We start from the raw sequence: 23051 nt of genomic DNA, 5'->3' as shown, positions 1-23051 counted from the left end.
CTGGCCATTACGCGTTCAGGAACCGCTGCCACTCGTCTTCGATCGCGTCCGAGTGCGACGGCGTGGTCGTGCTGACGAACGGCTTCGCGAACTTGCGATCCACCTTCTGCTGCGTCGCCTTGAGGCTTTCGACCTGCTCGGGCGTCCAGCTATTTTTGGTCGCGTATTCCACGGCAAGGTCCATGTTCGGTCCCGCATAGCCGCGGTCGCGAGCCTGCAGCGCGCGATACTCGCCATCGAGGAAATAGTTCAGCATCGTGTAGACGTTGTCGAGATTGCCGCGCCCTTTCGCCTGCGATGCAATGTACGCGCCATGCCCCCACTTGTAATAACCTTCCTCCGTATAGGCGTAGCGCGTCGCGCCCTCGCCGAGCTTCAGGTTCGCCTCGCGCACCGCGGGCTCCCAACAATTGATGACATCGACCTCGTGGTTCGACAGCAACTGGATCTGCTGCTCGAAGGAACTGACGAGCGTGCGGAACTGGCCGGCCTTCTTGCGCGCGACGAGAAAGTCCACCACCGTTTTCGCTTCAGCGGGCGACAGGTCCGCCGGATCGGCGATCTTCGCCTTGCCCGACGACTTCAGATACAACGCCGCAACGCCGATCGAGTAATTCCACGTGTTGTCGTAACCGACGCGACCGCGCGTGCGGTCATCTTCGTAGACGGTCTTCCACGAGAGATCGGTGGAACCGTCGGCCTTCACGCCAAGCTTGTCGGGGAAATAGCCGAAGCTGTCGGCATTGCCGATCACCGGCACGCCGTATTGCTTGCCATCTTTCCCGACGACCACCGCCGAACGCTTCCATACGTCGGGCGTGCGTTGCCACAGCTTCAGGTTCGGATTCTTTTCGTCAATGACGAGATACGCGCCCTGCGGTCCAAGAATGTTTTGCGTGCCGCCTTCGAAGATGAAGATGTCCGCCTTGTTCCCCATCTGCGACGCGAGGACGTCGCGCATGAACACGCCGACATCGTTATTCGAGCCGGCGTATTGCATCTTCAGGCCAGTCGATTTTTGCAGCACGGACCAGTCTTTCAATTGCGCGGTCGTCACGCCATACGCGCTGACAGTTTGCGACGCGGCAGCCGACGCAAAGCGACTCAGACCCAGCGTACCGGCAACGGCCATGGCTCCGGTAACAGCGATGCCTTTCAGCATGTCGCGCCGCGTGAGGTCCAGTTGCGAGGTGATGGAATTTCGGTCTTTCATGGTCAGCCCTCTAAGAAGTACTACCGGAAAAATTAACGAGGAAGAATCACGCAGTCCTGAACGCGGCAGCTCACCGCATCGAAATCGCCGGGTGTTGCGCTTTGGTCCCAGCTACGAATCTTCAGCCTGGTCCCTTCTGCCGTGAGTGCCGTCTGGTCGGTGTATTTTCCGCGATACACATGCTCGGCCGGCGTGCACGCAATCGCGTTGCTGGCGCTCGCAGACACCGCCCGCTTGATCGGCGTCAGCCGTTCTGCGCGCACGGCGAAGAGCGCGGTGTCTCCCGTGCGCAGATGCGAGCCTGTCGCGCATACACCGCGCAGCGCCGTGCCGTTGAAGTGGACCGTCGCCTCACCGCTCGCGGCGATGGACTGGACCCTACATGAAAGCACGTTGTCGAAGCCCATGAATTCGGCGGCGAAGCGGTTCGACGGCCGGTCGAACAGATCTTCCGGCGTCCCGCATTGTTCGATACGCCCGCGCCGCATCAGCACGATCCGATCGCTCATGGTCAGTGCTTCTTCCTGGCTATGCGTGATGTAGATGAACGTCATGCCGAGCGCTCGATGAAGCTCTACGAGTTCCGCCTGCATGTCGTAGCGCAGCTTTTCGTCGAGCGCGCCGAGTGGTTCGTCGAGCAACAGGATCGCCGGCCGCGTGACGATAGCGCGCGCCAACGCCACGCGTTGCCGCTCGCCACCCGAAAGCTGGCCTATACGGCGGCTGCCCTTCGCGCTCAGGCGCACCATCGACAAAGCGTCGTTCGCCTCGCGCCGGCATTCGTCCCTGGCGACACCCCGCAGCTTCAATCCATACGCGACGTTTTCCTCCACCGACATATGCGGGAACAACGCATAGCTCTGGAACACCGTCGTGCAGTTGCGCTTGGCGGCGGGAACGTCGCGGACATCCACGCCGTCGAGCGTCAGTTGTGCCGCGTGAGAGACTTTCTCGAGCCCGGAAATCACGCGCAGCAGTGTGGTCTTGCCCGAACCGCTTTCGCCGAGGATCGTGAGGAATTCGCCGCGCCGCACATCGAGGGAAAGATGGTCGAGCGCCGTGACCTGGCCATATTGATGCTTGAGATCGACGGCGCGAAGAATGTAGTCGTCCTTTGCAGCAACGGGTTCTCGCGCACCGCGGACGGCCGTTGCGGCGCGGGCGGACTCGCCCATGGAAGAAACCGGCGCGTCGGCACAGCCGGTTCCTTCACTACGCATTCTCAACATATCAAAACCTCTACGGTCAACAGGGTTGCAGCAATGGAAACACCGTGCTGCAAGATGGCAAGAGTGGTCGACAACGGGTCGGTCGTCCGGTAGGGCATGTCGGGTTGCATGTCGGCACTTTCGCCGCCGCCCCTATTCGCGGCGAGTTGCGCAGTCACCGTCCGGCAGCCCACCGCGATGCAGCGGATCGCCGCGCGGCGGATCTCGCAGACGCTCTGCGGGCGCAACGCAATGAGTGAATCGGCGATGCCGGAGAACGCCCTGCCGCCGCCATCGACGACACCGGAGGACGCCGCCGCGCTCAACGCCGCGAGCGCCGCTCGCGCGCCTTGCGCGCGCTGCTCCGTTTCCCACTGCGTATGCGCGCCGATATGCAGCACACCCCAATCGCCGGCGAGCCGCGCCGCACGCCGTTCGAGCTTCTCGCGATCGAGCGCGAGATAGCGCGTCGATCCGGCTTGTGCGACGAGAAGCGCGCGGCGTTCATCGATCACGTTTGCAGCGCCATTCGCGCCCGCGAAAACCGCGCGTCCATGCTCGACGACGAGTCTCGACGCACGGCCGAGCATGGACGGGCGGACGTTCGATATCGACGTGCCCATTTCTTCGCTGACCACCGTCGCGCCGGTCGCGGCGCAAAGATCATCGAGCACATGCATTGCGTCGATCCCGACTTCCGCCGGAATCAGGCCGAGCACATGCATGCGAAGCGCCGCGCGATTCGCGCTCAGTGTCGCGCGGGCCGCGCCTTCGAAGCCCCGTGCCACGATGACCAGCGATTTCGCATGCATCGCGAACTGTTCGAGGATGCGCGCGAGCGGCCCGAACTCGGCGATCACTTCGTTGACAACCAGCACATGGACTGCGTCCATGTCGAAACGCAATCCCTGCTCTTCCACCGACGCCCCCGCGACTTCCGGCTGCACGTCGAGACAGTAGCCGGCGTAGCGCTCGAAGCGAACGCCCGGCTCGCGGCTTTGCTGGACATCGATCGCGCCTTTTGCCGGCATCTGCGCGAATGCATCGCTCACGGCGCGCGCAATCGCTTCGTCTGCGTACGCGCTGCGGGCAATCTCGAGCGCGTCGGCCGCGTCGCACCGTTCGTTTTCGACGATGGCCGGAAACTCGTTCTGCACCTGCTGTATCGCCTTGTTCAGCAACGCGGGCGGCATGCCCGCCGCAATGTATTTCGCCGCCTCTGCATACAAGCCCACGGCGATGCAGGCCGTCCGCGTGGTGCCGTCGCCGAGATCGCGCTGCACCTGCCACAACGCGTCGCGCAAAATGCGCAGCGCCACCGATCCCGCGCCGGATTCGTTCGTCACGCGACGCGCGATATCCAGTCCCGACGAGCTGAAGAGCGGACCGCCGGAGCCGCCATCGGACATAAGGCCGCGGCCGTTCGGCCCGAGCGACGAACCAATGGCACGCACGCCCATGGCGAGGGCGCGCATGATCAACTCGCGCGCGCGTGCGCCGGTGACTATGGTCGATGTGCTTACGGCTTGCATGATCGCGTCCGCTCGCGGCTCAGAGACGGTCGGCGACGGCGTCGAACACTGCCATCGCGAGCGGCAATGCGCCCGGCGTGTCGCTGTGCACGCAGATCGAGTCGATCGCGACTGGCACCGACTTGCCGTTGATGGACTTCGCTGTCTTCTCCGTGAGCGCGCGCATCACGCGCGTCACGGCGTCGTCCGGCGCAACCGCTTCGTGGATCATCGTGATGATCTGACGGCCTTCGTCGTCGTAGTCGAGATCGGAGTAAAACTCGCACGCGTATTCCACGCCGCGCGCCTCGAAGACGCGCGTCATTTCGCTGTCCGTGCAAGTGATGACCGGCAGATTGAGTGCGAGTGCGGCATCCGCGATGCCTTCTGCGACCGCCGCGTATTTCATGCCCATGCCCATGAGCGCACCGTGCGGTTTGATGTGCGACATCGCCATGCCTTCCGCGTCGAGAAATGCGCGCAGCGCGCCGGTCTGATACAGCACGAGCGCGGCCGTCTCGCTGCGCGAGAGTTTCATTTCGCGCCGCCCGAAGCCTTCGCGATCCGACAAGCCAGGATGCGAGCCGACCTTGATGCCGTGCTCCCTGGCTGCGCGAACCGTGCGCCACATGACGTTCGGATCCGACGCGTGGAATCCGCACGCAATGTTGGCGTGCGTGACGTAAGGCATCACTGCGGCGTCGTCGCCGAGATGGTAGATGCCGAAGGCTTCGCCCATGTCGCAATTGATGGAAAGCTTGGTCATCGATAGTCCTTTCAACGCATTGCCAGTATTGAAATCAGCCCGTCGCACCGCAGCGCGCCCGGCGCAATCCTTTCTCTCTCGCCGACCCGCCGCTTTCCGGCAAATCATGCGAGATATGATATATCGCGTTTGCGGCGAAAAAATAAAAAATCGCGCGTTATTTTCGAATGGGATTTTTCCGCTGCAACTTCTTCGCCCTGCTCTCAGAAATCTTTGTTGTACGCGTTGAAATCCTTATCAGTAAAGGAATCTAGCGCGTACAAACGTTTCAGCTTGCGCCTATTTTTCCGCAAAGAAGCAAAAATTTTTATCGATTTTTCGTGACATCATATATCATGTCTCACCGTAAAAAGTCTGCTTTCCAATTTGCATCGGAGATGCCATGGGCGATGTACCAATCGACGCGATCAGTCAGTCAGACCAGCTCGGGAGCAGCATCCTGAGCGTTGCCGCGGAAGCGATTCCGCTGGCGCAGGCAGAACAATTGACGTCCCGTTATTTCGGAATCGAAGGCCGCGCGTCGCGCTTGACGAGCGAGCGCGACCAGAACTTCAAGATCGTCGCCGCCAACGGCCGTGAATACGCGTTGCGCGTGACGAACCACGCGGAAGATCCCGAAGTCAACGACCTGCAGGTGTCGGCGCTATTGCACGTCGAACGGGTCGATCCGGGGATTCCCGTTCCACGCGTGTTCCACACGCTCGATGGCCAGCCGCATCTGCGTCTGCCGTTCGAACAAGGGCGCCTGCGCGCCGTGCGGCTTCTGTCGTATCTGCCCGGCACGCCGCTCAATACCGTCGCGCATACGGCGGCGCATCGCCAGGAACTGGGGACACATCTCGCAAGGCTGGATCGGGCACTACGCGACTTCTCGCATCATGCGGCGGGCCATGAACTGGCGTGGGATATCCAGCACGCGAGCGGCATCCGCCCGCTTATCGGCCATATTCCGGATGCCGGGCAGCGTGCGCTTGCCGAACATTTTCTCGCGGCTTTCGAGACCCACGCGAAGCCGGCGTTGCTGTCGCTGCGCGCCCAGATCATTCACAACGACCTGAACTTCTATAACGTGCTGGTCGATCCGAACGCGCACGACCGGCTCGTGGGCATTCTTGATTTCGGCGACATGGTGCACAGTCCGCTTATTGTCGATGTTGCGGTCGGCGCGTCGTATCACATGAATACGGCGGATGACCCGTGGGACGCTGTCGGCGATTTCGTGGCCGCGTATCACGCGGTGTCGCCGCTCGAGCGCGATGAAATCGACCTGCTCTACGACCTGATCGCAGCGCGCTTCGTGGTCACGGTCGCGATCACCGGCTGGCGCGCGGAGCGGTATCCGGAAAACAGCGCGTACATCCTCAAGAACAATGCGACCGCATGGCGCGGCCTCGCGCATCTATCAACCCTTCAACGCGATGAAGCGCAACGCCGGCTGCGTATCGCGTGCCACATGGAGTCGTGATCTATGGCTAAAATTTTGATGGTCAACGCGTTCAACCCCGCGACCGCGGACAACCTGAATCCCGGTCTGCAAGCGCTGCTTGCACGCCGGCAAAAGGTTCTCGGCCCTTCCTACAAGCTGTTTTATGAAGAGCCGATCCATCTCGTCCGCGCCGAAGGCGTGCATATGTACGACGCGCAAGACAACCGGTATCTCGATGTCTACAACAACGTGCCGTCGGTCGGACATTGCCATCCGCATGTGGTCGAGGCGATCACGAAGCAGGTCGCAACGCTCAACACGCACACGCGTTATCTGCATGAACTGATCCTGACGTATGCGGAGAAGCTGATCGCAACGTTTCCGCCCGAACTGTCGAACGTGATGTTCACATGCACGGGAAGCGAGACGTCGGATCTGGCGCTGCGCGTCGCGCGCAATTTCACCGGCGGCACGGGGATTATCGTGACGGAGACGGCGTATCACGGCATCACGAGCGCGGTGTCGGAAATCTCCCCGTCGCTTGGCGACAACGTGCCGCTCGGCCAGCATGTGCGCACCGTTCCCGCGCCGGATCCGCTGCGGGGCGATGGCGCCGATGTCGGCGAAACATTCGCGCGCAACGTGCAGGCGGCTATCGACGATCTAAAGCGGCATGGCATCAAGGTCGCGGCGCTGATCGTGGACACGATCTTTTCCAGCGATGGCGTCTACGCCGATCCGGCCGGCTTCCTGGCGCCGGCCGTGGAAGCGGTGCGTCGCGCGGGAGGCGTATTCATCGCCGATGAAGTGCAGCCCGGATTCGGCCGCACCGGCGACGCAATGTGGGGCTTTCAGCGGCATGGCGTGGTGGCCGATCTTGTCATCATGGGCAAGCCGATGGGCAACGGCCTGCCTATCGCCGGCCTGATTGCCAAGCCGGAAGTGCTGCAGGATTTCGCCACCCGCGCGCGCTACTTCAACACGTTCGGCGGCAATCCGGTGTGCTGCGCAGCAGGGCTTGCGGTGCTGGAAGTCATCGAACGCGAAAGATTGATGGAGAACGCGAAGTCCGTTGGCGGCTATATGAAACAGGGACTGGCGGAACTGGCGAAGAGATACACGTCGATCGGCCAGGTGCGTGGTGCGGGATTCTTTATCGGCGTCGATCTGGTCAAAGACCGCGAGACGCAGGAGCCCGATCCGGACTTCGCAATCCGCCTTGTCAATGGCTTGCGCAAGCGCTTCATCCTGATCGGCGCGTCCGGTCCCAAAGGGCACGTGCTCAAGATCCGTCCGCCGCTGCCGTTTTCGCGCGACAACGCGGACCATTTCCTGAGCGCAATGGACGACACGCTGAAAGAGGAGAACGCGCGCCGGTGATACGAAAAGGGTCGCTTCGCGCGACCCTTTCTTTTGGAAGAACGCAGCCTCAGGAACGGCTCGCCTTGCGGGCCGTGGCCATGGCGCCCTGCTGTCTCGGCGACACCGCCGGTAACTTGCGCACGCTTGCACCCAGTTCGCTTTCGGCTTGCGTCGGCAAACGCGCTTCAACGCCTTCCGCCACGAGCGTCTGCAATCGCGGCATCAGCGCGTTCTCGGCGGCGACGAGGTCTTCCACAAGCTTTTGCCTGACCGCTTCGGCATTGCCTGATTCGATAGCAACGACGAGTTCGCTATGGTGAACGTTCGCGTGTTCGCCGCCGTAATCGGGATCTTCGAGCAGGCCGTAGAAAACGGGACCGACTTGTCCCCACAATCCCTGAATCATTTCGAGCAAACGCGGCGAATGCGCTTTCTCGTAGATGGCAAAATGAAATTTTTCGTTGAGCTCACGATAAGCGGTTTTATCGCCACGTTCTATCGCCCCATCCATTGCGGCAAGCGTCTTTTTCAGGCGTGTCAGATCTGATGTCTTGAAAAACCGCGTGGCCATTTGTGCCGCGAGGCCTTCGAGTTCGTACCGTATCCGATAAAGCTCGCCGAACATGGATGGCGACAGCGTCGGCACCACGATCGAGCGGTTCGGCAACATCACAAGCAAGCGTTCGGCAACGAGCCGCTGAAGCGCTTCGCGCACGGGCGTCGTGGAAATGCCATAGCGTTCGGCCAGCGAACGAATGATGAATACCTGACCAGGTTGAAAGCTACCCGAAATCAATCCGCCCTTCAGAATCGCATAGGTCCGGTCGTTTAAGTTCTGATGTTCCAGCTTGTCTTGCAACATATCGCGTATCACTCTGGCCCCTGGTGGAAGTATCGCTGCTGCAGGGCGACAGCAGCGCAAACGAGCGGCGATCTCGGCGAGCGCAACGACATGCGGGCGAGACGCTAGGGCTTCCGCAACTGCCTGCGTCCCGGCGCTAAGCCCTTCCGACGGGGAAGTTCCCAACGCAACCCGGGCTCAGCAATGGGAGTCGGCAAACGGCCTGTGCGTTGTATCATATATCACCAGTTCAAACAATTCCAAGAAACTTGAACGAAGGCTCGCGATGCAAATTTTCGCTGCAGTACAGTTCTGAACGCCTGAAAGTTTGGCGATTTTCCCACGCGACAAATTCGTTGGAGGACAGATTCAACACGGTTTCCGGCTTGCAAAAATTTATGCGGGAAGCGGCGATCTGCACGCCGCACCTCCTGCAACTCGCTATGTAACGCTGCTGGCCGCGCGATGGAATGAGGCGTGAGACGATGCAGACCGCCCTACAAAAACGAGGCAATGCTTGGCGTCCGGCATCGCGGCAAGAACCGCCGGTCACATCATCGTGCAACCAAGCGGCGAACGGTCACCCGGGCGCGAGGCTGCCCTCATTACTGCGTCGAACCGGCCACCTGCGGAATCGCGTTTATTTTTAATTAAGGCGCTTAAGCTGACCATCGTCGGCATACCAGTCGACCGTGACGCCGCTCGTGTTGACCGTCACGGCGCGCGGCTCGCTGAACTGATCGAACGACTCGATTCCTGTTTCGCGTCCGACGCCGCTATTCTTGAAGCCGCCCCAGGGCGAAGCCGGATCCAGCCGATGATGATCGTTGATCCACACCATGCCAAACACCAGCTTGCTCGCCACGCGATGTGCACGTGCCACGTCGAGTGTCCACACGGACGCCGCGAGACCGAACTGGGTATCGTTGGCAATGCGCAGCGCGTCCGCTTCGTCCTTGAAGGGCATGATCACCGTGACGGGACCAAACACCTCGCCCTGGCCGAGTTCCGATTTCGGATCGACATCGTAAAACGCGGTGGGTTGCAGGTAGAAACCTTCGCTCAAATGCGGGGGAATGCCGCCACCCGCGAGCAGCTTCGCACCGCCCGCAATGCCGCGTTCCAGCATGCCGAGAATTCGCGCACGCGAACGCCCGGAGATGACCGGCCCCAATTGCGTGTTCAGATCGGCAGGATTCCCGACGCGAATCGCCTCGACCTTCGCGCGGAATTTCTCCAGGAATTTTTCGTAGATGGTCTCCTGCACCAGCAACCGCGCGCCGCATACGCAAGTCTGCCCCGCCCCGATAAACGCCGCGAACGCCGCGCCGTTCACCGCGCGATCGATATCCATGTCATCGAACAGGATCACCGCGCCCTTGCCGCCCAGTTCGAGCGTCGTCAGCGCGAAGGTCTGCGCGGCTGCTTCGCCAATTGAACGGCCTACTTCGGTGCCGCCCGTAAACACCACCTTCGCGATCAGCGGATGGCGCGCGAGCGCCGCGCCCGCTTCCTTGCCCTCACCGTTGATCACATTCACCACGCCGTCAGGAACGCCCGCCTGCTGCAACAACGCGACGAGACGCACGGTCGTGAGCGGCGTCTGTTCCGACGCCTTGATCACGACGCTATTGCCAGTCGCGAGCGCAGGGGCGAGGCTCTTCGACAAGATCATCAACGGATGATTGAACGATGTCATCAACGCGCACACGCCGAGCGGCACGCGCTGCGTATAGCAAAGATATGGGCCTTCGATGGGAATCACGTCGCTGCGTCGCGTGAGCGCAAGTGCGGCGAAGTATCGGTAAAACTGCGGCAAGCGCGAAATCTGCGCGCGCGTTTCAACGATTGGCCGGCCGTTGTTGAGCGTCTCAAGCTTGTAGAAGTTTTCGAGGTCGGCTTCGAACAGATCAGCGAAACGGTTCAGCACCCGCGCGCGTTGCTGGAACGGCATGTCGCGCCAGACGCCGCTTTCAAACGCGTTGTGCGCGCATTGCACGGCGCGGTCGACGTCTTGCGCCGACGCCTTCGACAACGTGCCGATCGCGGCGCCATCGGCGGGGTTGATGATGTCCATGGTCTCGCCCGACGCGGCATCGATGAACTTTCCGTCGATGAACAACTGCGCGCTCAGGAACTGCTTATTGACTGCATCCATCTTGCTTTCTCCATTTACTTGAGCGGGGATACCCGCGTATCGGCGCCGACATCGAGACGCGCGGGCGCGTCCGTCGGCTGAATATCTTCCAGGCGCTGACCGGTCGGCTCGACGCCAAGCCATGCCACCACCACGATCTGAATGGCAAGCAGGCCGATCATCAAGGCGAGCACGCCGACCACGCCGTAATGTCCGAAAAGCGCAACGACAATGAACGGCGTGACGATGGTTGCCCCTCGACCCAGCGTATTGCAAATCCCCGATGCACGGAGGCGCACCTCAGTCGGAAACAGCTCGGGCACGTAGATCGCGACCAGCAAGGCGACGAGCACATAAATAGGGATCACGAGCAGCAAGCCGACGACCGGCAACATGATCGGGTTGTTCACGAACGGATAGATCGCGCCGAAGATAATCGCCAGAACCGACGCGCCGATAATGGTCGGCTTGCGCCCCCATCGGTCAGCAGTCAATGCGCCGATGCCCGAACCGATAGGCGCGCCGATAGACATCACGAGCGCATATCCGAACGACTTTGCGATGCTGAACCCCTGATGCACGAAGAACGTCGGCAGCCACGTAACGAAGCCGTACAGCAAGGTGTTGATCACCACCAGCGTCACGCATCCGACGATCATGCGCGGCAACATCGCGCCGGTAAAAAGCGAGCCGAGCGCACGCGATGGCGCGATCGAAGGCTTCGGCAATGGCGCCGGCAGCGTGCCGCCGTGTTCGGCCTTCACCTCGGTTTCAATCTTCGAAAGAATCGATTCGGCATCCTGATGACGTCCAACCGACTCCAGCCAGCGCGGCGATTCAGGCAACGACTTCCGCGCATACCAAACGCCGATCGCGCCGATTCCGCCAAGCACGAACATCGCGCGCCAGCCCATTGCGGGGATCAGGAAAAGTCCGATCAAGCCCGCCACCGGCAATCCGGAAACGACGAATACGGCCATCAGTCCCTGCATTTTTCCGCGCGATGCAGGCGGTGCGAACTCTGTCAGCGTCGAATAGCCGACGACATTTTCCGCGCCAAGCCCCAGGCCCATCACAAATCGAAACGCGATCAGCACCATCATGTTCGGCGCCAGCGCCGCGCCGAGCGACGCGATGCCGAAGACCATCAGGTTGGTTTGATAGGTGAATCGGCGGCCAAAACGATCACCCAGAAAACCCGTCGCGAGCGAGCCGATCATCATGCCGAGGAACGTCAGCGATACAAACAGCGCGTTCTCGCCGAGCGTTGAAAAGCCGCTTTGCAGCGTGGCGCCAAGGACCGTCGACGCCACGTAGATATCGAAGCCATCGAAGAACATGCCGATCCCGATCAGCCACATGATGCGCTTGTGAAAGCCCGATACCGGCAGCCGGTCCAGGCGTGCGCCTGCATTCACATTCATTTTCGTCTCCTGCAAACCATCGAGGGTTTGTCGTCATGCATGACCGGTTACTTCGATGCCATCAGACGCAACGCCGATACCGTCAGCGTTTCCGTCGCGCATCGGAAGTTGTGTTCAAGCGAGCTTTCCTCGGCGTTCTGGAAGAAGGACTTGCACTGGCGCGCGCCGGCGTCGTCGAGTGCGAGGATCCGATCCGTGAGTGCATCAGCTTCCGCTTGCAACGTGTCGGGCGCGCAGACGCGCGTCACGAGACCGGCATTCAGTGCCGCATCGGGCGTGATCGGATCACCGAAAAGAACCATCGGGAACACGTGCTTGGGAAGCGCGTACCGGCCGAGATAAGCCATGATCGCGGCGGGCGGCAAGCCCTTGCGCATCTCGGGAAAGGCCAGTTTCGCGCCACCCGATACCAGTGTGAAGTCGCAAAGAATGGCGAGGCCGAAGCCGAAGCCGAACGCATCGCCCTGCACTTCGGCGATCGAAATCATCGGCGATGCTCGCAATAGCCGCTTCAATTCGATCAACCGCGATACCTCACCATGGACGGACGCCGCGTCGGTTCCGGCACGCTCGCGCCCCGTGCAAAACACATCGCCGCGTGCGCGGATACGCAGCACGCGCGCCACGGGCAGGGTCGCTTCGCTGCGCAGCGCAGCGATCATCGCGTCGAACATCGGCCCGGTGATTTCGTTGCCGGCGACGGTATTGTTCAGCGTGAAGGTCAAAACTTCGCCCAATCGATCGATCACGATCGGGTCCGGCAAGCGCGCGTGGTCCAAGCAGCCTCCTGTTGTATAATCGTCTATATAAGCTGTATACAGCGTATTCATCGAACAACGGAAAGTCAATGGTCCCTGCAATGAAACTGTCCGAAGCGGACAATCTCGCCAATGCGCCCGAGCAGGCGCTCGAAGCGATCGGCCGCAAATATCACTCGAAACTGCGCATGATCGACGCGTCCAGCGATTCGCTCAGCGACGGCGTGGTGGTGCCGGCGTTGCGCGAAGCGATCGTGGAAGGCGTGCTGGCGCCGGGAAGCCGGCTATCGGAGGTACAGGTCGCGAAGCAGCTGAACGTCAGCCGCACGCCCATGCGCGAGGCATTTGCCCAGCTCGAACGCGAGGGTCTGGTGACGGTTGTCGCGCGCGTCGGGGCGTTCGTGCGGTCGGTTACGCTGCGCGACGTCGCCGAGATTTATACGGTGCGCGCCACGCTTGAGTGCCTCGCGGTTCAGCTTTGCGCGGAAAAGATCACGACGCTCGGGCGCGCCCAACTGGAAGACGTGATCGGCGAGATGCGCGCTAACGTCGCTGCCAATGACCCTGCGGCTTACGTCGATGCGCTCGACCGTTTTTATTCGATCGTGATGGCCTTAGCCGATAACCGCACGCTTCAGGTAACGCACGCGAGCCTGATGGGTCCGGTGCGCCGCTTGCGCCGAATCGCGATGGCGCGTGGCGGCCGGATGCGTGCATCGTTTGAACAGGCCGTGAAGATCAAGGACGCAATTTCCACCGGTGATAACCGCGTGCAAGACCTGATGCGTGAACAATTACGCGGCGCGTGCGAAGCGGCGACGGCGGTATTGAAGGAAACTGATGGCTGAGCACTTCTCTTAACGTTGTGGCCATCGGTTAGCCTCCCGCCTTGGGCGCATACGCGGTCGTCGGTCCCTTCCAGATGTTCATGTAGTGGCACGCGAAGTTATTGCTCGGAACGAATTCGTTCGGCCGGAGCAGGCCTTGACGGGATCGGTGGCGGCCTGCGCCTTGAAACGGGCGATGGCGAAGCTGTTGTCGAGGAAGTGCAGGAGCTTAGCCTTGCTGGGACTGGCTGCGCTCGCAAGCTTTGGCCGAAGCGCGGAAACAGCAAGCGGCGAACCGTTCACCTGCCAGGCGACGCTTGAGTAACGAAGAACCCGCGCAATGTCTGTTCGTGTGATTGCAATTTCGACGGCCGGCCAAGGCGCCGCTGTCACCCCTGTGATGCACTCAGTGAAAGGAATTTCCATGAAAGCAGTCGGCTATAAAGAACCCCTTCCGATCGATCATGCGAAGGCGTTGATCGACATCGAATTGCCGGAACCATCGCCCGGTGGCCGGGACATCCTGGTCGAGGTCCGCGCGATTTCGGTCAACCCCGTGGATACCAAGATACGCCTTAGCGCGGCAGCGGCGCCGGGCGAGTTCAAGGTATTGGGATGGGACGCCGCTGGCGTGGTACGGGCTGCCGGCAATGAAGTGACGCTCTTCAAGGCAGGCGATCGGGTCATGTACGCGGGTTCCCTGCTTCGCCCCGGTACTAACAGCGAGTTCCATCTGGTCGACGAACGGCTTGTCGGGCGCATGCCGGATTCGCTCGACTTCGAGGAAGCCGCGGCCTTGCCGTTGACATCGGTGACGGCGTGGGAGCTGCTGTTCGATCGCTTGCAGGTTCCGCGGGGCACTGCGGCTGCGGGGAAGACGCTCCTGATTGTCGGAGCGGCGGGCGGCGTAGGCTCGATCATGGTGCAACTGGCGCGCAAGCTGACGGGGCTCACCGTGATCGGTACCGCATCGCGTCCCGAATCGCAGGAATGGGTCCGGGAATTGGGCGCGCATCATGTCATCGACCATACCCGGCCGCTGTCGGAAGAACTCCAGCGGATCGGGATTGCACAGGTGGATGTCGTCGCGAGCATGACGCATACGGAGCAGCATCTGCCCGAGATCGTCAAGTCGCTGGTGCCGCAAGGCAAGCTAGGCCTGATCGACGACCCGGAACATCTGGATGTCATGTTGCTCAAGCCGAAGAGCATCTCACTGCACTGGGAATTCATGTGCACCCGCTCGATATTCGAAACCCCGGACATGATCGAACAGCATCGCATTCTCGACGAAATTGCTAACCTGGTAGATAGCGGCACGCTGAAGACGACGTTGACGCAACGCTTTGGCGTCGTCAACGCGGCCAATCTTCGTCGCGTGCATGCGCTTATCGAAAGCGACAAGGCGCGCGGCAAGATCGTGTTGTCGGGGTTCTGAATCTGATTACATCGGGGGTGGGCAGAAGGCGCTGCTCACCCCTGCCGCGTAAGACTTGTGCGGAGCACCCTCGCTGCGCTCATCGCAGGCGTTAGCGGGCGTCAAGCCCGCGTGGCCCGACTCAAATAAGAACGCCGCCACCATCGACCACGATTATCTGCCCCGTACTGAACCGCTCCTGCATGAGATAGAGGTAGGTCTGGGCAATGTCTTCGGGCTCGCCGATGCAACCCGTCGGCAACACCGCCGCGAAGCGCGTGTACATCGCTTCGCGATCGGCTTCGGTCATGTTGTCCCAGAGCGGCGTCCGAACAATACCGGGCGACACCGCGTTGACGCGCAACGGCGCCAGCTCGACCGCCAGAGCCCGCGTCAGCGACTCCATCGCGCCTAGCGTGCTCGACGGCACGGTCCAGCCTTTGTGCGGCCGCAGGCTCGCGATACCCGTCGTCAACACGATCGAGCCACCCTGGCGAATCGACGCATGACCATGCTTGATCACCTTGAATGCTCCCCAGTAGCGCACTTCGAACGCTTGTCGGGCGGTCTCGACGTCGGTATCTGCCAGTAATCCTAACTGAAGAGTTTCGCCGGCGGTGTACACGAGATGATCGAACGCCCCGATCTTCGCGAACCAGGACTTGACCTGCGCCTCGTCGGTGAAATCGACGGTGTCGCCTTGCGTGCCCGGAGGCAGGTCCTTTAACGCAGCGGATACGCGCTCGGCGTTTCGTGACGCGATGATGACATCGGCGCCCTGGCCGGCACTGGCGGCGGCAACGGCAAAGCCAATACCGGACGTTCCGCCGGCTACGACGACGCGTTTGTTCTTGAGGCTCATGTGAGTTCCAGAAAGGGATGAATGGACATAGAGGCGCCGCTCAGGCGCGTGCTAATGCGTGCCGTGAGCGGTGTAGCCGGAATCATAGTCGGGATATTATTTTCGAGCAGAAGTTGCACCAACCACCTTACAACGCGTCACGTTCGAGATGCGGCAAGACGCCGGATCAACTTTCCGTAAGGTGCGGCGACGCAGACTTATCTAAGCCTGTTCAAACTGCTTGCCGACGAAATCGATATGCGTGTGCATCGCCCTGAAGGCGGCGTCGGGCTGGCGCGTGCGAATTGCACGATCAATCGCCTCGTGCTGGGCAAGCCGCGTCAATGCGAGCTGGTTCGCATCGACCTGGATATGCGACGCCTCGTAAGTATTGTTGGTAAAGGAAGGTCTGAACAAACTTTCATGACATTGCTTTCCGATGGTTACTGCACGGTGTTCGAAGCGCGAATGGCTACCACTTCAGCATCGGTCAGGCATAGCGTGTTCAGCCGTAGCAGCACGCCAGCTCCTCAAGCTTTTCAACCTTCGTCCGTTAATTACGTAGGCGCACCAAAAGCCCGATGCGCCTTACCCTTTTTAATAACTGTCAAGGAGCAGCATGTTACGACCACATCTCGCGAAGTGCGTCCTCTCCCTAGGCTGTCTGTGCGCCGCGTCGTCAGCTGTCCATGCAAACGAGTCCGATACAGCGAAGCCCTCTCTCTCCCTTGCCGACCAAGGATATTTCTATGTCGGTGGCCAGTACCAGAAGGATGCGAACGGCCAGGAGCGCATGTTCGGCCAGATGTTCGTGCAATACGAGGTTCCGCAGACAGTTAGGCATCCATATCCAATCGTCATGATGCATGGCACCGATCAGACCGGAAGCAACTATCTAGGTACGCCTGACGGACGGCGCGGCTGGGCAGACTACTTCGTGTCCCAAGGCTATACCGTCTATGTCGTGGATCAGGTCGGCCGTGCCCGCTCAGGGCAGTATCCGGCCGCGTATGGCGCATACACACGCGGCGCGGCGCTCGTGGACCAGCAGTATTACACCGCGCCGGAGCTTTATAACCTGTGGCCCCAGGCTCATCTGCACACGCAGTGGCCGGGTGGCCCGGGTGTCGTCGGTAATCCGACATTCGACCAGTTCATGGCGTCGCAGGCCGAGTCGATCGCGAACGCTCCGGAAACTGAAGCGCTCAATGCGGCCGCGTCGGCTGCGCTGCTCGACAAGATTGGTCCGGCAATCCTGCTCACGCACTCCCAGTCGGGAACCCTCGGCTGGAAGATCGCCGATGAGCGCCCGAAACTCGTCAAGGCCATCGTCGCAGTCGAGCCGAATGGTCCGACCTTCTATGACCCGGTCTTCACCGGCGGCAACGACTGGTATCACTACAATACGGAGAAGGCGGAGCGTCCGTGGGGACTTACCCGCGTGCCGCTCACCTATGACCCGCCGGTGACAGACCCGTCGCAGCTCGCGCGTGTCGAGCAAAAGAAGCCGGAAAGCCCGGGGCTCGTGCGTTGCTGGCTTCAGGCCGAACCGGCGCACCAGTTGCCGAACCTTCGCGGCATTCCGATCGCCATCGTGACAAGTGAGGCATCTTTTCGCGCGACATACGACCAGTGCACGTCCGATTATCTTACCCAGGCCGGCGTGTCCAACACGCACATCCGCCTTGCGGATGTTGGTATCCACGGCAATGCCCACATGATGATGCTGGAGCGCAACAGTGATCAGATCGCAGGTGTCATCGCAGGCTGGCTAGACAAATCCGCGGGTGGCACCAACCAGTAACGCCGTCAACTGGTCGCGCGGCACCGCTCCCCCTGGTCCTCTGGGAGCAGCGCCGTGTACGGTCCGTTGGATCCGACGACCATCGATCGGCTCCGGCCGCCGGGCACGCAATGCGAGCCAGTAGTAGGCTCGCCCGCGTTCAGGAAGCGGATCCTCGGGGCTTTCCTGCGTTTATACAGCCTCAACCCCTGGGAGCCTGAACGTCCCTGCCGCGTCTTTCAGAGCCACCGCCTGCTCCTGCAATGACATCGCTGCCGCCGCAGCCTGTTCGACCAACGCCGCGTTCTGTTGCGTAACCTGATCCATCTGCGAAATCGCGCGGTTGACCTGGTCGATCCCGGTCGACTGCTCGATGGAGGCTGCGGCAATCTCGTTCATTACGTCGGTGACCCGCTGGATCGCCTGCACAATCTGGCTCATCGTCGTGCCGGCACGCTCGACAAGTTGAGTTCCTTCACTCACCTTGTGAGCCGAATCTTCGATGAGCGTCTTGATCTCCTTGGCGGCCGCACCGGAACGCTGTGCTAGTGCGCGCACTTCCGAGGCGACCACGGCAAAGCCCCGGCCCTGCTCGCCGGCACGGGCGGCTTCCACTGCCGCATTCAGCGCAAGAATATTCGTCTGAAACGCGATCCCGTCGATCACTCCAATGATATCCGCCACCTTGCCCGAGCTGTCCGCAATGCTTCGCATCGTATCGATGACCTTCGACACGACCTCGCCCCCCTCCCCCGCAATTCCCGACGCGTTGGACGCAAGCTGGCTCGCCTGCCGGGCGTTGTCCGTGTTCTGCTTCACGGTCTGCGTGAGTTGCTCCATGCTGGCTGCCGTCTCCTGCAAGGAGGCCGCCTGCTCCTCCGTGCGCTGCGACAGATCCGAGTTGCCTGTCGCAATTTCCTGCGAGGCCCCCGTGATGGACTCTGCCCCGGCGCGAATTTTGGCGATCATGCTGGCGAGCTGCCCCTGCATCTGCTTCATCGAGTAGATCAGACTGGAGTGGTCATGTGGACGAGTCTTCACCGAGGCGGTCAGGTCTCCCCCGGCAATGCGCGCAGAGATCTCCGACGCGTAGGCCGGCTCGCCGCCGAGCCCCGAGCGCACACTGCGAATGATCAGTTGCAATACAACCGTCAGTGCAAGTCCGATCACGAGCACCAGCCCGAGCGCACGCAGCAGGTTCTGGTGAAATGCCGCCGTCATGGCGTCCTCATAGACGCCTGCGCACACGAACCAGTCCCACTCCCGCATATAGTGGATATAGGTGAGCTTGCCAGTCGACTCCGTTTCGCCCGGCTTCGGCCAGTAATACGTCAGGAATCCAGTGCCCGGCTCCTTTGCGACCTCAACGATGCGCCGGAAGTGCTTTACCCCGTCGGGGTCGGTCACGTCGCCCATGTACTTACCTTCCAGCGACGGATTCGTCGCAAGCAGGACCATGTTCGGCTTCGAGTCGATGATCGGGATGTAGCCGTCGGTGCCGAAGCGGATCGCGCGGATCTGCTCGAGCGCCGCTTTCTTCGCATCATCGACTGGCATCGCTCCGCTATCGGCGAGCTTCTGGTAGCGCGTAGCGATGCTCACTGCCGAGTCGACGACATGCACGAGGTCGGTGCGCTGCGCCTCCATCATCGTTTCGCGGTTGGTGTACACCCACAGGATCGCAATCGCGATCAGCCCTGCCCAGACGGCTGCCACCACAAACTGCAGCTTTGCATTGAGACTATTCAGGCGCATCGGTCCCACTCCTTTTTTTTGCGTCAGTCGATTTATCATGGCGCGAGAAAACGGTTTCTCGCGCGAGCTTTCAGCTTCCATCTGGACAGCCGCACACCGTGCGGATCTATCCGGCTAATTCCTTATGGCGTCACACGGCGCAATTGTTATCAACCGCTGTCTGCGGACCCTCGGGTGCAGGCAAATCCTGTTGGAATAGCGCGCTACCCGATGGGTCAGAAGTGGGCATCTTTAGCTTGCCCGACTGAAAACCGGAAGATCTGGCCAATCCGGTCCACGACGGTCTCAGCAATTTCGGGCGCCAGGCTGCACATCCGCTGCACGAACCTGCTGTTTCGTCGACAGCCCGAAATCCTCACGGCACGCGAGTTTCGGGAACCATGCCGCTAGGAGACGCTAATGGAGAGAGCCGAAGCCCCCAGACGGGCGATATCGAGGCTGAGCGTGAAACGGACAACTGGTCGCTGCGGATGCACCGACACGCGAAAAAGACATACTCTCTTGAAGGGATAACGGCTGACAGTCGCAAATCTTTAGGTGGTCGTTTAAAAGCGGCTTGTCGATTACTCGCTGAGCCATCGCAATCTCGGAGAGCCCCGAACGTGCGGCGATTGGGTATAGAAAATCGGGTATCTGCATTTCGTGGTTGATACCGGCATTCTCGGCAGCGCCGCGAAAGGTTGCGGCGCACCAACAGTACGATACTCGGCGGACGCATTTCGACCCGCAGCCAACACTCACGCAACGACGTGGGTGAGGCGGCTACAGGTCGCTTTCCTGCCCGTCGCCGATCGATGGCTTCCAATCTCAGGTCTCAATGTTGGCGAACGCGCGCACCCGACTCTTAGTGAGATGTTGCTCTGGCCGCAGCAACTTAACGAGAGCGACGGTCATTCACGCGGGGTCATTCCTGCTCTTGCATTTGCTGAAGGATTCGGTCGCGCTCTTGAATCAGGAACGTAAGCAACGCGTTTCCCACGCCGACTAGGTCGCGGTATTTAGGCTGGCGTGAGTACTTGTTAATGTCATCGATAGCCGCAGGGTCGAAGAACTCAAAAATCTGGTTTGCGCGCTCCCTGAATGCGCGCATCGTCGCAGAATCTTCCTTCTTGTTCGGTACCTGCAAGTGCACGTAGGGTCCCGCCATGTTGATCAGACTTATGAACTTGGAGGGTCTTGTGTCATCCCTGATTCCGAAACTGATTTCCGTGAGAATCGGCCTGGAGTCGAAGCCGCTGTCTTGTAGACCTCGGAGTAGTTGCAAGCCGACGTCCACAGCATCAGGACTGTTCGCGTTCGCATCCCTGATCTGGGCTTCCAGCGCTTCAATACTCAAGAGGGGCTTTTCAGATTTGATTATTCTCCGATCCTCACGGACCCCGCCGGTTGGCTGATGAATCTTCTCCTCAATTTGCACCTCCACCAACTCAGCTTTTGGACCTCCGACCACGACCTCGATCACGTGCCGGCTTATCTCTCGTGTTCTCACTCTCAGGCGCGGAACGATCAAGCGTTCATCTCGATCAGTCGTATAGGAGTCGAGTTCTAGAAGACCAAAGTGGAATGGCGTTCCGCTACGGGAATTAATCCACAGCGCGATAGCATCGACACTGACATGGATGCCATCGCCAGCAATCAGGTATAGAAGCTCCCCATTACGCAAGAATTTTTCAAGCGCTTTGGAAAAGGCTTGTTCATCTTCTATTCTGAATTTATCGACTGCATATTCGTGCAGCGACTGCCCTGGCGATAGTCTGGAACTCGCTCGGCCGCATCTTGTTAGCGCACCTTCGATCTCGGCCAAACCCATATTGCCCAGTGTGAGTCCGTACTGAAAAACTTGGCCGACAACCTCGCGAATCGCTTCGGGATTTCTCCACAACTTCATTTCAACAACTATCAGATGGCCATCGTCTGTTAGCAGAAGGTTGTCAATCGATCCCGCACGACCTCCCGGGAAGGCTAGCGGAACTTCCATGCCGAGTGAAATGATCTGCCGCGAGGCAGGAAAAAACTCCCTGTATGGCAGCAAATCCGGACTTGCATCGACAGCTCGCTGCAGCAGTTCCTCCGATATGTTCTTGCCCTCGATACGCCGTCTACTGCTGGAGGTAAGACCGATAAGGGATTTATCAGACGCGAACAGGCAAAGGTGTGCCGGACATAAGAAACAAGCTCCAGTGGTGATGGGCCGTAGTGCGGAAATTAGTATCCTGCGAAACTGACGCTCTAATACCGTGCAGTGACCCTTTCCAATCCTTTTACTTGAGGATGATCGCCGCGCCCGGGCTGGGCTAACCATTCTAATGGTCAAGCGACGCTCAAAACTGCCGCTGATCGACGTCGAAGGGGTTGGCAATTGACCCTCCTGTATTTTGAGGCCGACCAGCCCTCGACGCCCCAATGGAGGCGGCATTCGCGTGAACGCCTTGGGTCACATGAGCCGCGATCGCTTGACCGATGAACGCACTGAACTGAGTGCGGACGTCCACTACTCGCTGACTTGAATCTCGACTTTACCGAATGGTCCTTGCTCAAGACGATCGAACGCTGCCCGCACCTCGGCGAAGGCGAACACACTGTCGATTACCGGCTTGATTCCATGCCGATCGATCGCCCGATTCATATCCTCGAAGGCGCGGCGATGCCCAACTGAGACACCCTGCAGTGTCGCACGCCGCAGCATCAACGACAGCGCAGGCAAACGGACTTCCTTATCACCCAGAAAGCCGATCTGAAAGATGCGCCCGGCCGCGCCCAATGCTTCGATCGACTGCCCGAGGTTATCTCCGCCGATCATTTCCAGCACGTGGCTGACGCCCTCGCCCGCTGTCAACTTATTGGCGATCTCCCCCCAAGCTGGGTATTCGGACGTATTGATGCCGCCCCACGCCCCGAGTGCCTTCGCGTGTTCCAGCTTCTCGTCGCTATGGGACGTGACAATCACGCGCGCACCCAGCGCGTGCGCGATCTGCATGCCAAACAACGACACGCCGCCGGTGCCCTGTACAAGCACGGTCTGGCCTTCCCCCAGCCGTCCGGCCTCGACCAGCGCGAACCATGCCGTAAGCGCTGCCACCGGCAACGTTGCCGCCTGCTCGTCAGATAACGGCGCAGGCGTCGCCACGGCAACCTCCTCCGTGAGCACAACGTATTGAGCCAGCATGCCCGGCAACGGTCCGCCCAGCGACAGACCATGTTTGAGCATCGCCTGCGGCGGTTCGCCATCGATCCACTGCGTCCAGAAATTGCCCATTACCCGATCACCTGCCCTGAAGCGGCTGACCTGCTGCCCCACTTCGACGACCTCGCCGGCCATATCGGACACCGGCACGAAGGGCATCGCGGGCGGTTCAGGCAACAACTGTCCGTTCACGACAAGCTTGTCGCGATAGTTCAGCGAGACCGCGCCCACCTTGATCAGTACTTCTCCCGGACCGGGCACCGGGACCGGTCGTTCGGCCATCACCAGATTGTTCAAACCGAATGCCGGCAGTTGCCAGACCTTCATCGTTGCGTTCGCCATGTATTTGCTCCGTTACCGTCACCACATCAAACGGATAGGGTTCTGTCGCAGTAAGCCGATCTGCTATGGTGGTCGGTTCCGAGACGAGCGATGTAACGAATGACCAAGACCCCGAACGCCACTGTGAGCAAGGCGCTAAAACGGCTGCATTACCCGGTGGATATAATGCTGACATGCGTACGTTGGTACGTCGCCTATCCGTTGAGTCTGCGTCATCTGGAAGAAATGATGTCCGAGCGGGCAGTGTCGGTCGATT

At 60.4% G+C, this 23051-nt stretch carries 18 protein-coding genes and 1 pseudogene; 6 read left to right on the top strand and 13 right to left on the bottom strand.

What is annotated here, in order from left to right:
• Positions 1–7: 7 nt before the first annotated feature.
• From HB376_RS38390 to HB376_RS38375, 4 genes are read right to left on the bottom strand one after another with little or no spacing between them, the layout of a single operon-like run.
• Positions 8–1213, bottom strand: coding sequence for a substrate-binding domain-containing protein (locus HB376_RS38390; RefSeq protein WP_213768908.1), 1206 nt, complete (start codon positions 1211–1213; stop codon positions 8–10).
• 32 nt (positions 1214–1245) lie between these two features.
• A complete protein-coding gene (locus tag HB376_RS38385) occupies positions 1246–2433 on the bottom strand; it encodes an ABC transporter ATP-binding protein (RefSeq protein WP_213768907.1) in 1188 nt (395 codons plus the stop codon).
• Positions 2434–2435: 2 nt separating this feature from the next.
• Entirely contained in the window at positions 2436–3953 is a 1518-nt protein-coding gene (locus HB376_RS38380) for a TCP-1/cpn60 chaperonin family protein (protein WP_213768906.1), read from the bottom strand.
• A gap of 19 nt (positions 3954–3972) precedes the next feature.
• The gene (locus HB376_RS38375) at positions 3973–4698 is read right to left on the bottom strand and encodes a 5-oxoprolinase subunit PxpA (RefSeq protein ID WP_213768905.1); all 726 of its coding nucleotides are present in this window, start codon (positions 4696–4698) and stop codon (positions 3973–3975) included.
• A 382-nt stretch (positions 4699–5080) separates the two neighbouring features.
• On the opposite strand from HB376_RS38375, the gene HB376_RS38370 reads away from it, so the two are divergent.
• The gene (locus HB376_RS38370; protein ID WP_213768904.1) at positions 5081–6163 is read left to right on the top strand and encodes a phosphotransferase; all 1083 of its coding nucleotides are present in this window, start codon (positions 5081–5083) and stop codon (positions 6161–6163) included.
• A gap of 3 nt (positions 6164–6166) precedes the next feature.
• Positions 6167–7504, top strand: coding sequence for an aspartate aminotransferase family protein (locus HB376_RS38365; protein WP_255631826.1), 1338 nt, complete (start codon positions 6167–6169; stop codon positions 7502–7504).
• 49 nt (positions 7505–7553) lie between these two features.
• Here HB376_RS38365 and HB376_RS38360 read toward each other — a convergent pair whose 3' ends face one another.
• The 4 genes from HB376_RS38360 to HB376_RS38345 form a co-directional block, all read right to left on the bottom strand.
• Positions 7554–8348 carry a GntR family transcriptional regulator gene (locus tag HB376_RS38360; protein WP_213768903.1) on the bottom strand — a complete coding sequence of 265 codons (795 nt, stop codon included), beginning with the start codon at positions 8346–8348 and terminating at the stop codon, positions 7554–7556.
• A 625-nt stretch (positions 8349–8973) separates the two neighbouring features.
• A complete protein-coding gene (locus HB376_RS38355; RefSeq protein WP_213768902.1) occupies positions 8974–10485 on the bottom strand; it encodes an aldehyde dehydrogenase in 1512 nt (503 codons plus the stop codon).
• 14 nt (positions 10486–10499) lie between these two features.
• On the bottom strand, positions 10500–11888 hold the full coding sequence (locus HB376_RS38350) for an MFS transporter (protein ID WP_213768901.1): 1389 nt from the start codon (positions 11886–11888) through the stop codon (positions 10500–10502).
• Between the two features lie 47 nt (positions 11889–11935).
• On the bottom strand, positions 11936–12667 hold the full coding sequence (locus HB376_RS38345) for an enoyl-CoA hydratase/isomerase family protein (protein ID WP_213768900.1): 732 nt from the start codon (positions 12665–12667) through the stop codon (positions 11936–11938).
• An 80-nt stretch (positions 12668–12747) separates the two neighbouring features.
• Here HB376_RS38345 and HB376_RS38340 point away from each other — a divergent pair, with 80 nt between their 5' ends.
• Both HB376_RS38340 and HB376_RS38335 read left to right on the top strand, forming a co-directional pair.
• Positions 12748–13494: a GntR family transcriptional regulator gene (locus HB376_RS38340; protein WP_255631825.1), complete on the top strand. Its 747-nt coding sequence runs from the start codon at positions 12748–12750 to the stop codon at positions 13492–13494.
• Between the two features lie 403 nt (positions 13495–13897).
• Positions 13898–14911: a zinc-binding alcohol dehydrogenase family protein gene (locus HB376_RS38335; protein WP_213768898.1), complete on the top strand. Its 1014-nt coding sequence runs from the start codon at positions 13898–13900 to the stop codon at positions 14909–14911.
• Between the two features lie 121 nt (positions 14912–15032).
• Here the strand turns inward: HB376_RS38335 and HB376_RS38330 are convergent, their stop codons facing one another.
• Positions 15033–15752, bottom strand: a complete 720-nt coding sequence (locus HB376_RS38330) for an SDR family oxidoreductase (protein WP_213768897.1) — start codon at positions 15750–15752, stop codon at positions 15033–15035.
• 201 nt (positions 15753–15953) lie between these two features.
• A complete protein-coding gene (locus tag HB376_RS38325; protein ID WP_213768896.1) occupies positions 15954–16148 on the bottom strand; it encodes an FCD domain-containing protein in 195 nt (64 codons plus the stop codon).
• 202 nt (positions 16149–16350) lie between these two features.
• Here HB376_RS38325 and HB376_RS38320 point away from each other — a divergent pair, with 202 nt between their 5' ends.
• Positions 16351–17535, top strand: coding sequence for an alpha/beta hydrolase (locus HB376_RS38320; RefSeq protein ID WP_213768895.1), 1185 nt, complete (start codon positions 16351–16353; stop codon positions 17533–17535).
• Between the two features lie 171 nt (positions 17536–17706).
• On the opposite strand, the gene HB376_RS38315 is transcribed toward HB376_RS38320, so the two are convergent.
• From HB376_RS38315 to HB376_RS38305, 3 genes are all read right to left on the bottom strand, one after another.
• On the bottom strand, positions 17707–19269 hold the full coding sequence (locus HB376_RS38315) for a methyl-accepting chemotaxis protein (protein ID WP_213768894.1): 1563 nt from the start codon (positions 19267–19269) through the stop codon (positions 17707–17709).
• A gap of 904 nt (positions 19270–20173) precedes the next feature.
• Entirely contained in the window at positions 20174–21628 is a 1455-nt protein-coding gene (locus tag HB376_RS38310; protein WP_213768893.1) for a hypothetical protein, read from the bottom strand.
• A gap of 132 nt (positions 21629–21760) precedes the next feature.
• Entirely contained in the window at positions 21761–22795 is a 1035-nt protein-coding gene (locus HB376_RS38305; RefSeq protein WP_213768892.1) for an NAD(P)-dependent alcohol dehydrogenase, read from the bottom strand.
• Between the two features lie 99 nt (positions 22796–22894).
• Here HB376_RS38305 and HB376_RS38300 point away from each other — a divergent pair.
• A pseudogene (locus tag HB376_RS38300) lies at positions 22895–23051 on the top strand (IS6 family transposase); the annotation flags it as partial.

This window comes from Caballeronia sp. dw_19 (genome assembly GCF_018449515.1).
Taxonomy (GTDB): Bacteria; Pseudomonadota; Gammaproteobacteria; order Burkholderiales; family Burkholderiaceae; genus Caballeronia.
The sequence above is the reverse complement of the archived record's forward strand: the minus strand, read 5'-3'. Positions and strand labels throughout refer to the sequence as shown.